At 68.4% G+C, this 10,266-nt stretch carries 10 protein-coding genes; 6 read left to right on the top strand and 4 right to left on the bottom strand.

All coding sequences use genetic code 11. The features are described from left to right. Window positions 1-370 precede the first annotated feature (370 nt). From crcB to AC51BJ_RS12305, 3 genes are all read left to right on the top strand, one after another. A complete protein-coding gene (crcB, locus tag AC51BJ_RS12315; RefSeq protein ID WP_019919316.1) occupies window positions 371-748 on the top strand; it encodes a fluoride efflux transporter CrcB in 378 nt (125 codons plus the stop codon). Between the two features lie 73 nt (window positions 749-821). Continuing rightward, window positions 822-4,955, top strand: coding sequence for an ATP-dependent RNA helicase HrpA (gene hrpA / locus AC51BJ_RS12310; protein WP_496280404.1), 4,134 nt, complete (start codon window positions 822-824; stop codon window positions 4,953-4,955). 170 nt (window positions 4,956-5,125) lie between these two features. Then, complete coding sequence (locus AC51BJ_RS12305; RefSeq protein WP_496280403.1) at window positions 5,126-5,551, top strand: nuclear transport factor 2 family protein; 426 nt, start codon at window positions 5,126-5,128, stop codon at window positions 5,549-5,551. Window positions 5,552-5,563: 12 nt separating this feature from the next. Here the strand turns inward: AC51BJ_RS12305 and AC51BJ_RS12300 are convergent, their stop codons facing one another. The 4 genes from AC51BJ_RS12300 to AC51BJ_RS12285 all read right to left on the bottom strand — a co-directional run bounded on the left by AC51BJ_RS12300 (window position 5,564) and on the right by AC51BJ_RS12285 (window position 7,645). Beyond that, complete coding sequence (locus AC51BJ_RS12300; RefSeq protein ID WP_496280402.1) at window positions 5,564-6,220, bottom strand: BON domain-containing protein; 657 nt, start codon at window positions 6,218-6,220, stop codon at window positions 5,564-5,566. Further along, entirely contained in the window at window positions 6,217-6,807 is a 591-nt protein-coding gene (locus AC51BJ_RS12295; protein WP_496280401.1) for a phosphoheptose isomerase, read from the bottom strand. The genes AC51BJ_RS12300 and AC51BJ_RS12295 overlap by 4 nt, the downstream gene beginning before the upstream one ends. Window positions 6,808-6,927: 120 nt before the next feature. Continuing rightward, a complete protein-coding gene (locus tag AC51BJ_RS12290; protein ID WP_496280400.1) occupies window positions 6,928-7,299 on the bottom strand; it encodes an HIRAN domain-containing protein in 372 nt (123 codons plus the stop codon). Next, the gene (locus AC51BJ_RS12285; protein ID WP_019919311.1) at window positions 7,283-7,645 is read right to left on the bottom strand and encodes a YraN family protein; all 363 of its coding nucleotides are present in this window, start codon (window positions 7,643-7,645) and stop codon (window positions 7,283-7,285) included. Before AC51BJ_RS12285 ends, AC51BJ_RS12290 begins: the two co-directional genes overlap by 17 nt. A 128-nt stretch (window positions 7,646-7,773) precedes the next feature. Here AC51BJ_RS12285 and rsmI point away from each other — a divergent pair, with 128 nt between their 5' ends. From rsmI to AC51BJ_RS12270, 3 genes are all read left to right on the top strand, one after another. Then, window positions 7,774-8,619 carry a 16S rRNA (cytidine(1402)-2'-O)-methyltransferase gene (gene rsmI / locus AC51BJ_RS12280; protein ID WP_496280399.1) on the top strand — a complete coding sequence of 282 codons (846 nt, stop codon included), beginning with the start codon at window positions 7,774-7,776 and terminating at the stop codon, window positions 8,617-8,619. 135 nt (window positions 8,620-8,754) lie between these two features. Continuing rightward, the gene (pyrC, locus tag AC51BJ_RS12275) at window positions 8,755-9,798 is read left to right on the top strand and encodes a dihydroorotase (protein ID WP_496280398.1); all 1,044 of its coding nucleotides are present in this window, start codon (window positions 8,755-8,757) and stop codon (window positions 9,796-9,798) included. Window positions 9,799-9,806: 8 nt separating this feature from the next. Beyond that, window positions 9,807-10,238 carry a hypothetical protein gene (locus AC51BJ_RS12270; RefSeq protein WP_496280397.1) on the top strand — a complete coding sequence of 144 codons (432 nt, stop codon included), beginning with the start codon at window positions 9,807-9,809 and terminating at the stop codon, window positions 10,236-10,238. The last annotated feature ends 28 nt before the right edge of the window (window positions 10,239-10,266 follow it).

Here is a 10,266-nt window from a genome sequence, read left to right as displayed (position 1 = left end):
GGTCCGATGGATTCCTGATCGGTGCTTGGGGTGAGGGCGGGACATCTCTCCCACTGTCTGTACGTGCTTGCCGTCAGATCCGAGCTCGGTCCCTCCGCCCGACAAGCTATTCCTACGCTTGCCACGGTAGAACATACAAGCGAGCTTGCTCGAAGCCTGCGGCGTGCGCCCGCCGCGTCGCGGCCAAGGCCGCTCCCACAAAAAGCAGCTACGAACGGTCGCCGAGGCAGGGTTCCTGTGGGAGGGGTCTTCTGACCCCGACACGGCCTGTATCGAAGCCTGCGGACAGCAGAGGCCATTCCCACAGGAGGCGAGCCGAGGCCCGGTCTGCCCCTACAATTCAGGCCTCGAACACATCGGGTAGTGCGACATGCAGAACTTCATTGCCGTCGGTGCCGGCGCCGCGCTGGGTGCATGGATGCGCTGGGGCCTGTCACTGGCGTTGAACCCGCTGTTCGCCGGCTTCCCGCTCGGTACGCTGGCGGCCAATCTGATCGGCGGTCTGCTGATGGGTGTGGCGCTCGCAGTGCTGCAGGCCATGCCCGAGTTGCCTGCCCATCTGCGCCTGCTGGTGACCACCGGATTCCTCGGCGGCCTGACCACCTTCTCAAGCTTTTCCGGCGAGGTGTTTGCGCTGTTCGAGCGCGGCCACACCGGCTGGGCGCTGGTTGCGGTGGCGGCTCACGTGCTCGGTTCGCTGGCGATGACCGCGCTGGGCTGGTGGGGCTGGCAGCTGCTGCGCGGCTGAGCGGTTCGCGCCGGCGCCGTCTTTCGCGGACAATGGCGCCCTTTCTGCGCGACGCAGACCGCAGCCCGATCCGATGAAAGTGCAGCACCCCGATCTGAATTCCCTGCTTGAACAGTGCATGAGCCGTGACGCGGCGGCGATTTCGCGCGCCTTGCGCGAGCTGCCACCGGCCATGCGCGCGCCGGACAAGTGGCCGGCGAAGATTGCTGAACGCGTCGCCGCTTCGCAGGCGCGCGTGGCTGCGCGCCGTGCATCGGCGCCCAAGGTCGAGTATCCGGAAGAGCTGCCGGTGTCGGCGCGGCGCGACGAGATCGCGGCCGCGCTGGCGGCGCATCAGGTGGTCATCGTCTGCGGCGAGACCGGTTCCGGCAAGACCACGCAGCTGCCCAAGCTGTGTCTGGAGCTGGGCCGCGGCGCGCGCGGCCTGATCGGCCACACGCAGCCGCGCCGCATCGCCGCGCGCGCCACCGCCGACCGCGTGGCGAAGGAACTGAACGTGCCGCTCGGCCGCGAGGTCGGTTTCGCCATCCGCTTCACCGACCGCACGTCGGAAGACAGCCGCATCAAGCTGATGACCGACGGCATCCTGCTGGCCGAAACGCAGCGCGACCGCTGGCTGGCCGCCTACGACACCCTCATCATCGACGAGGCGCACGAGCGCAGCCTGAACATCGATTTCCTGCTCGGCTACCTGCGCCAGCTGCTGCCGCGTCGCCCCGACCTGAAGGTGATCGTCACCTCGGCCACGCTGGACGCCGAACGCTTCGCCAACCACTTTGCGCAGAGCGGCAAGCCGGCGCCGGTGATCGAGGTGAGCGGCCGGCTCTACCCGATCGAAATGCGCTGGCGGCCGTTCGACGCCAACAAGGAGCGCGACCTCTACGACGCAGTGGCCGACGCGGTCGACGAAGCCTTCTCGTGCGGGCCGGGCGACGTGCTGGTGTTCATGCCGGGCGAGCGCGAAATCCGCGAGTGCGCCGAAACGCTGCGCAAGCATCACACGCGGCTGCCCGGCGTGAAGCCGGACATCCTGACGCTGTTCGCGCGCCAGTCTGCGCAGGAGCAGGCGCGCGTGTTCCAGGGCTCGAACGGACGGCGCGTCATCCTCTCCACCAACGTCGCCGAAACGTCGCTGACGGTGCCGGGCATCCGCTACGTGGTCGATACCGGGCTGGCGCGCGTCAAGCGCTACAGCTACCGCAACAAGGTCGAGCAGCTGCAGGTCGAGCCGATCGCGCAGTCGGCGGCGAAACAGCGGGCCGGCCGCTGCGGCCGGGTGTCCAGCGGTGTCTGCTTCCGGCTGTACGACGAGGACGATTTCAAGCAGCGCACCGCGCACACCGACCCGGAAATCCTGCGTTCGTCGCTGGCTGGCGTCATCCTGCGCATGAAGTCGCTGGGCCTGACCGACGTCGAGGAATTCCCCTTCATTGACCGTCCGGCGCCGCGCGCGATCGCCGACGGCTACCAGCTGCTGCAGGAACTGGGCGCGGTGGACGAGGAACGCACGCTCACCACGCTGGGCCGCGAACTGGCCAAGCTGCCGCTGGACCCGCGCGTCGCGCGCATGATCCTGGCGGCGCGCAATCATGGCGCGTTGAAGGAAGTGCTCATCATCACCGCCGGCCTGTCGGTGCAGGATCCGCGCGACCGCCCGGAGGAGCGGGCCGGCAGCGCCGACCAGGCGCACGCGAAGTTCGCCGACGAGCGCAGCGAGTTCCTGTGGTACCTGAAGGCCTGGGCGGCCTTCGACGAGGTGTGGCATCACCAGTCGCAGGCCAAGCAGCGCGAGTGGTGTCGCGCCAACTTCCTGAACTGGCTGCGCATGCGCGAATGGCGCGACGTGCATACCCAGCTGCACACACTGTGCGCTGAGCACGAGTGGCCCGAGAACGAACAGCCGGCGGCTTTCGACGCGCTGCACCGCGCGCTGCTGACCGGCCTGCTCGGCAACCTCGGCCTGCGCATCGAGGACGCGCGCGCCGGCGAGCCGCCCTATCTGGGCGCCCGCGGCATCAAGTTCTGGCCGCATCCCGGCTCGGCGCTGGCGAAGAAGGGCGGCAAGTGGATCATGTGTGCCGAGCTGGTCGAGACGACGCGTCTGTTCGCGCGCTGCATCGCGCGCATCGAGCCCGAGTGGGTGGAAGAGGTGGGCGCCCACCTGATCCGCCGCTCGACCTACGAGCCGCACTGGTCGAAAAGCCGCGGCGAGACGGTGGCCTGGGAGCGCGGCGTCATCCACGGCATCACGCTGTACGCCAAGCGCGCGGTGCAGTACGGCAAGACCGATCCGACGCTCGCGCGCGAACTGCTGATCCGCGAGGCGCTGGTCAATGGCGACGTCAGCGACGTCGCGCTGAAGCAGATGAAATTCCTGCAGCACAACCTCGACCTGATCGCGCAGATCGAGCGGCTGGAGGAAAAGCAGCGGCGGCAGGATCTGCTGGTCGACGAATCGCTGATCGAGGCCTTCTACGATTCCATCGTGCCGGCCGACGTGATCGATCTGCGCGGCTTCGAGCGCTGGCGCCGCGACGCCGAGCGCGACAATCCGAAGCTGCTGCACCTGACGCGCGAACAGCTGATGCGCCACGAGGCGGCCGGCGTCAGCAGCGAACGCTTCCCGGCGAAGATGGACCTGCTCGGTCAGCGCCTGAAGCTCGAATACCGGCACGAGCCGAACGCGGCCGACGACGGCGTGACGTTGACCGTGCCGCTGACGCTGCTGAACCAGATTCCGGCGGCGCGGCTGGACTGGCTGGTGCCCGGGCTGATCGAGGAAAAGGTGGTGCAGCTGGCGAAGACGATTCCGCCCAAACTGCGCCACCGCATCCAGCCGATCAGCGGCTTCGTCGCCGATTTCCTCGCCCAGCAGAACGACCAGTCGGAGCCGCTGGTGAAGGTGCTGGCGCGCGCGATCGAGGTCTATGTCAGCCTCAAGCTGCCGCCGGACGCGATCCGCGCCGAGAACCTGCCGGCGCACCTGATCATGAACATCCGCGTGATCGACGAGCACGGCCGCGTGCTCGGCCAGTCGCGCAATCTGGCCGAACTGCGCACGCGGCTGAAGGACGAGATCGCGCGCCGCTTCGAGCAGGCGCGCGTCGCATTGCCGGTGGCGCAGCCGTCCGCCTCACCGGCGGTCGCGCCGCCTCCGAACGACGCTGCGCCTGCGCGGGTGCCCGCCGCCGACAGCAAGGCAGCCAGCGCGCGCGGCAGCATGGCCGATGCACTGGCCGCGCTCGGCGCGCGCGACGCTGTCGCGAAAGCGCCAGTGCCGCCGCCGACAGCGAAGAAGGGCCGCGCCGAGCCCGCGCCCCAGGCGGCCGTTCCCGCGCAGTCGGCGGGCGAGGGCCGCTACACCAGCTGGGCCTTCGGCGAACTGCCTGAACTGATGGAGGTCGAGGTCGCCGGCCGCATGGTGATCGGCTTTCCGGCGCTGCAGGACGACGGCGACGCGGTCAGTGTGCGCGTGTTCGACACGCCGGAGGCGGCGTATGAGGTGCATCGCCGCGGTCTGCGCCGGCTGTTCGCGCTGGAACTGCGCGATCAGGTCAAGTTCATCGAGAAAAGCCTGCCCGGCCTGCGCGACATGGCGATGCAGTTCATGAATCTCGGCAGCGAGGCCGAACTGCGCGCGCAACTCGTGGCCGCCACGCTGGAACGCTGCTGCATGATGGAACCGTGGCCGCAGGATGCCGCCGCCTTCGCCACCCGGCGCGACGAGGCACGGCCACGCATATCGCTGGTGGCGCAGGAAATCGGCCGGCTGGCGGGCGCCGTGCTGACCGAATACACGGCACTGAACAAGAAGCTGATTGCGCTGAAGGCCCATCCGGATGCCGGCGCCGACATGCGCACCCAGCTCGACGCGCTGGTCGGCAAGCACTTCATCGAGCGCACGCCGTTCGAGCGGCTGACCCACTATCCGCGCTACCTGAAGGCGATCGCGCTGCGCATCGACAAGCTGCGCGCCGACCCGGCGCGCGACGCCCGGGCCCTGGCCGACTGGGCATCGCTCGCCACGCTGTGGGAGCGCGAGCGCATCGCCCGGGCGCGCGCCGGCGTGAGCGACCCCTTCCTCGATGAATTCCGCTGGCTGCTGGAAGAGCTGCGGGTGAACCTGTTCGCGCAGGAACTGCGCACGCCGGTGCCGGTCTCGGTCAAGCGGCTGCAGAAGATATGGGAGTCGCGCTCGCACGGGTGAGGCGGCGACGCTTCCGTATGTGGGCGGCTTCGATACAGGCTGTTATCGCGAGCAAGCTCGCTCCCACGAACCCCCGGCTCAGGCAGCGGCTTCAGTCTTTTGTGGGAGCGAGCTTGCTCGCGATTCGGCGGTTGATCATCCGCCAGCGACAGAAAAATGGAGATGTCCGAATGCCCGCCGATGACCGCCTGCGCACCTTGATGTCGGCTTTCGAGACGCTGACACCTGCCTCCGTCGACACGCTCGCCGCGCTCTACGCCGACGACGCGCACTTCCGCGATCCGTTCAATGACGTGCGCGGTCGCGCCGCGGTGGCGCGCATCTTCAGCCACATGTTCGAACAGGTCGAGGCGCCGCGCTTCGAAGTTCACTCGGCGATGAGCGAAGGCGACGCGGCGTGGCTGGAATGGACCATGCACTTCGTCATGCGCGGACGTGCGCAGGCCATCGTCGGCGCGACCCGGCTGCGCTTCGACGCGCAGGGCCTGATTGTCGAGCACCGCGACTACTGGGACGCGGCGCAGGAACTGTACGAGAAGCTGCCGCTGATCGGCAACGTGCTGCGCGCCATCCGGCGACGTCTCGCCGCCGGATAGCGCAGGCCTTACTTACTGCTTCGGACTGTTGTTGCCGCCCGCCGCGTCGAGGCGTCGCGCCTCTTCCGGGCTGACGATTTCGAAGATCGCGACCACCTTGCGCACGCCCGAGGTCGAGGCGGCGACTTCCTTTGCGGCCTTGGCTTCGGTTTCGGTCAGCAGGCCCATCAGATAGACCTTGCTCATTTCGGTCACCACCTTCACGTGGTTGGCCTTGACCCGCTGCGAATCGAGGATGCGCGCCTTCACCTTGGAGGTGATCAGTGCGTCGTTCGAGCGCTGGGTCAGCGAGGACACGCCAGCGATCTCGGTTTCGTTGCTGACGCCGCGCACGTTCGGCACCTCGCCGACGATGGCGGCCGCTTCGGCGCGCGTGGCTTCGTCGGCGACCTGGCCGGTCAGCAGCACGTTGCGGTTGTAGCTGGTGACGCTCACGTTGGCGCGGCTGCCGAGCTTCTCGCGCAGGCGGTTGCTGGCGCGCAGTTCGATGCCTTCGTCCTCGACCTGGGTGCCGCTGGTGCGGCGGTCGAGCGCCGACATGACGGCCGTGCCAGCGCCGGCGGCGACCACCGGGAAGCAGCCCTGCAGCACGGGTACCGAAACGCCGATCAGGGCGGCCAGCAGCAGCGGGCGGGTGAAGGAGGAAATCTTGCGTGTTGTTGTCATCATTCGGTTCCTAGAAGCATGCAGTCGATGCCGTCGCACAGGCAGTGCAGCGTCAGCAGGTGAACTTCCTGTATGCGTGCCGTGCGTTCGGCCGGTACACAGATGTGGATGTCGCGGTCGGTCAGCAGTTCCGCGATGCGGCCCCCGCCGCGGCCGGTCAGTGCGACCACGCGCATTTCGCGCTCATGGGCCGCATGTACTGCCTCGATCACGTTGGCGGAATTTCCCGAGGTCGAAATCGCCAGCAGCACGTCGTTCGGCTGACCGAGGGCACGCACCTGCTTGGCGAACACCTGGTCGAAGCTGTAGTCATTGGCGATTGCGGTCAGGATGGAGCTGTCGACGGTCAGCGCGATGGCGGCCAGTTCGGGGCGCTCGCGTTCGTAGCGGCCGACCAGTTCGGCGGCGAAGTGCTGGGCGTCGGCCGCCGATCCGCCGTTGCCGCAGGCGAGTATCTTGCCGGTGGCCATCAGGCTTTCCACCATCAGTTCGACCGCGTCGGCAATCGGCGCGGCGAGAACTTCGGTGGACGAGAGCTTGGTTTGCGCGCTGTCGATGAAGTGCTCGGAAATGCGTGAAACCAGATTCATGAGAGCTCGCAGCGTTGGATGTGGCCAGAGTGTACCAAGATCGGCCCGGCAGGCCGTCTTTGTGAAGCCTTCTTGCAGTCCGATACCTGCGCTTGCAATTCAGTCGGGTGGCGAAGGCCCTCATCGACCCAGTTCGACCCAGACGTCGACGCGCAGCCGCTTCCACGGATCGGGGTCGGGCGCAAGTTCGCCGATGCGTGCGCTGAGCCGGGCGCCGGCGTCCATCTCGTCGGCCGCTTCGAAGTTGGCGGCGCGCGGCAGGTAGCCGATCATGATGCCGCGCCAAAGCACCTTCACCGCGCGCGTGTCGTAGCGGTTGCCGGGTTCGCGCTCCAGCGTCAGCGCATCGCCCACCGTGAGCTGCGGCCATACCTCGGCCAGCCGATGGTACTGCGCGCCGGCCAGCGGCGAACGCTGCGCCAGCAGACGCAGGCCGTCGGCCTGTGCGCCGACGCAGGCGAGCGCAAGCAGAGCGCTACAGACCGAACGCATCGCGTATCCAGTCGATGCTGCCAGCGTCGAGCGCCGACAGCGCGATCACGTCAAAGCGGGCCGGGCGGGCCTGCGCGCGTCGCCCCTGTTCGGCCAGCCAGTGCTGCGCGGCGCGGATCAGCCGTGCCTGCTTGACCGGACCGACACTGGCGGCGGCGCCACCGAAGCGGCCGTCGCGCCGCATGCGCACCTCGACGAAGACCAGCGTGTCGCCGTGCTCGCACACCAGGTCGAGTTCGCCGTCGCGCCAGCGGAGGTTGCGGCCAAGCACGCGCAGGCCCTTGGATTCGAGAAAGCGGGCCGCGAGTTGCTCGGCGGCGGCGCCATGCTGCGCCCGCGTGCTCATGGATGCTTGTGGCGACCGGCAGCGACGCTCAGAATGGCGGGCCGCCCGCACTCCGCCGCCCGATGGACACGCCCGATCTTCCTGCTTCCACTCACGACGACACTCCATCCGAATTCAGGACATCGGCATTGTATGTCGTCGGCACACCCATCGGTCATCTGGGCGAACTGTCGGCGCGTGCCATCGGCGCCTTGCGTGCCGCCGACCTGATCGCCTGTGAGGACACGCGCGAAACGTCGCGTCTGGCGCGTCACCTCGGCCTGCGCGCGCAGCTCGTCGCGGTGCATGAGCACAACGAACGCAGCGGCGCCGAACGGCTGATCGCGGCGCTCGCCGACGGCAAGCGCGTGGCGCTGGTGTCGGACGCCGGCACGCCGGCGGTGTCCGATCCGGGCGCACGTGTCGTGCGCGCGGTGCAGGAGGCCGGTTTCCGTGTAGTGCCGATCAGCGGGCCGAGTGCGGCCGTGGTGGCGCTGTCGGCCAGCGGCTTGCTCGACGCCCAGTTCCGCTTCGTCGGCTTCCTGCCGGTCAAGTCGGCGGCGCGCCGCAAGGTGCTGGAGTCGCTGCGCGACCAGGACTGCGCGCTGGTGTTCTACGAAGCGCCGCATCGCATCGTCGAATGCGTGGCCGACATCGCGGCGGTGATGCAGCCGGCGCGTGAACTGGTGATCGCGCGCGAACTGACCAAGCTGTTCGAACAGATCGTGCGCCTGCCGGTGGGCGAGGCGCCGGCCTGGCTGGCGGCCGACGCCAACCACCAGCGCGGTGAATTCGTGCTGCTGCTGTCCGGCGCGCAGCCGGAAGAGGGGCTGGACGAGGGCGCACGTCGCACGCTCGACCTGCTGCTCGACGAACTGCCGCCCAGCCGCGCGGTGAAGGTGGCTCAGGCCATCACCGGGGCGCCGCGCAAGCTGCTGTACGACTACGCGATGGCACACGGCGTCGATGCGCCGCAGGGCGACGAAGCCGACTGATTGGCCCGCGAGGTCTGGCCGCTTCCTGCCACTCTGCCGTTCCGGTTGGGCGGGCAGGCGACTATGCGGGATAATCCGAAGTCAAACTTCGCCGGCGCAGCGCCGGCAGGTCCTGCTGACTGGATTGGAACGCTCTTGAACCGACTGACCCTCACCCGCCCCGACGACTGGCACCTGCATCTGCGCGATGGCGCAGCCCTGATGGCGGTGCTGCCGGATACCGCGCGCCGCTTCGCGCGCGCCATCGTGATGCCGAACCTGCGCCCGCCGGTGACCACCGTGGCGCTGGCCGGCGCCTATCGCGAGCGCATCCTGGCCGCGCACGCGGCCACGCCGGGCCTGCCGCCGTTCGAGCCGCTGATGACGCTCTACCTGACCGACAATACCTCGCCCGACGAGATCGATCGCGCCTGCGACAGCGGCTTCGTCAAGGCGGTAAAGCTCTACCCGGCGGGCGCCACCACCAATTCCGATTCCGGCGTGACCGACGTGGCGCGCTGCGACGCCGCGCTGGCGCGCATGGCCGAGCGCGGTCTGCCGCTGCTGATCCACGGCGAAGTGACCGACGGCGACGTCGATGTGTTCGACCGCGAGGCGGTGTTCATCGGGCGCGTGCTGCGCCCGCTGCTCGCACGGCACCCGGCGCTGCGCGTGGTGTTCGAGCACATCACGACGAAGGATGCGGCGGAATTCGTCGCCGCGGCCGGCGACAACATCGCGGCCACCGTTACTGCGCATCACCTGCTGATGAACCGCAACGCCATCTTCGCCGGCGGCGTGCGGCCGCATCATTACTGTCTGCCGGTGTTGAAGCGCGAGGTGCATCGCGAGGCGCTGGTGGCCGCGGTCACCTCCGGCAACCGTCGCTTCTTCCTCGGCACGGATTCGGCGCCGCACGCGAAGGGTGCAAAGGAAGCCGCTTGCGGCTGTGCCGGCTGCTACACCTCGCACGCCGGCATCGAGCTGTACGCCGAAGCCTTCGACGCCGTCGGCGCGCTCGACCGGCTGGAAGCCTTCGCCAGCTTCAACGGTCCGGACTGGTACGGCCTGCCGCGCAATACGTCGCAGATCACGCTGGTCCGTGAGTCGTGGGAGGTCAAGGCCAGCCAGGAATTTGCCGATGGTGATGTACTGGTGCCGCTGCGCGCGGGTGAGCGCGTTGCCTGGCGAATCGAGTGAACCCATCCATGACACGACACCTGCGCCTTCTGCTGCTGCCGCTTGCGGGCCTGCTGGCCGGCTGTGAGATCGACAACGCGGCTTTCATGATCGAGGGCAAGGAACACGCCCTGATCATCAACCGCGAGAAGCCGTACTTCTGGAGCGACCAGTACGAACTGGCGGTGATCGTGTCACGCATGCCCACCTGCCAGCGCCGCTTCGACATGAAGCCGGCGCGGCTCAACACCGCCGTCGTCACCGTGTTCGACGGCGGCGAGCCCAACCGCTACATCCTTCGTCAGGGCTCCAGCCGCTGGTATGCGGTGAACACCACCGACTGCGTGTTCTCGGTGATCGACAAGCCGGCGACCGAACCGCCGGCCATCGGCGTCTTCCGCAAGAAGGACGAGCAGTTCACTTTCGTGCCGGTCAAGGCCGGAGCGGCAGGCGCCTCCTGAGCGCGACGCTGGCCGACCGCGTCGGCAG

It is taken from the genome of Methyloversatilis sp. S146-33 (genome assembly GCF_059552495.1).
Note: the sequence above shows the minus strand (reverse complement) of the source record. Positions and strands in the feature narration are given on the sequence as shown.

What these genes read in the sequence shown, in the direction of transcription:
- crcB (WP_019919316.1), top strand. Translation starts at nt 371, where the DNA reads ATGCAGAACTTCATTGCCGTCGGTGCCGGCGCCGCGCTGGGTGCATGG.
- hrpA (WP_496280404.1), top strand. Translation starts at nt 822, where the DNA reads ATGAAAGTGCAGCACCCCGATCTGAATTCCCTGCTTGAACAGTGCATG.
- AC51BJ_RS12305 (WP_496280403.1), top strand. Translation starts at nt 5,126, where the DNA reads ATGCCCGCCGATGACCGCCTGCGCACCTTGATGTCGGCTTTCGAGACG.
- AC51BJ_RS12300 (WP_496280402.1), bottom strand. Translation starts at nt 6,220, where the DNA reads ATGATGACAACAACACGCAAGATTTCCTCCTTCACCCGCCCGCTGCTG.
- AC51BJ_RS12295 (WP_496280401.1), bottom strand. Translation starts at nt 6,807, where the DNA reads ATGAATCTGGTTTCACGCATTTCCGAGCACTTCATCGACAGCGCGCAA.
- AC51BJ_RS12290 (WP_496280400.1), bottom strand. Translation starts at nt 7,299, where the DNA reads ATGCGTTCGGTCTGTAGCGCTCTGCTTGCGCTCGCCTGCGTCGGCGCA.
- AC51BJ_RS12285 (WP_019919311.1), bottom strand. Translation starts at nt 7,645, where the DNA reads ATGAGCACGCGGGCGCAGCATGGCGCCGCCGCCGAGCAACTCGCGGCC.
- AC51BJ_RS12270 (WP_496280397.1), top strand. Translation starts at nt 9,807, where the DNA reads ATGACACGACACCTGCGCCTTCTGCTGCTGCCGCTTGCGGGCCTGCTG.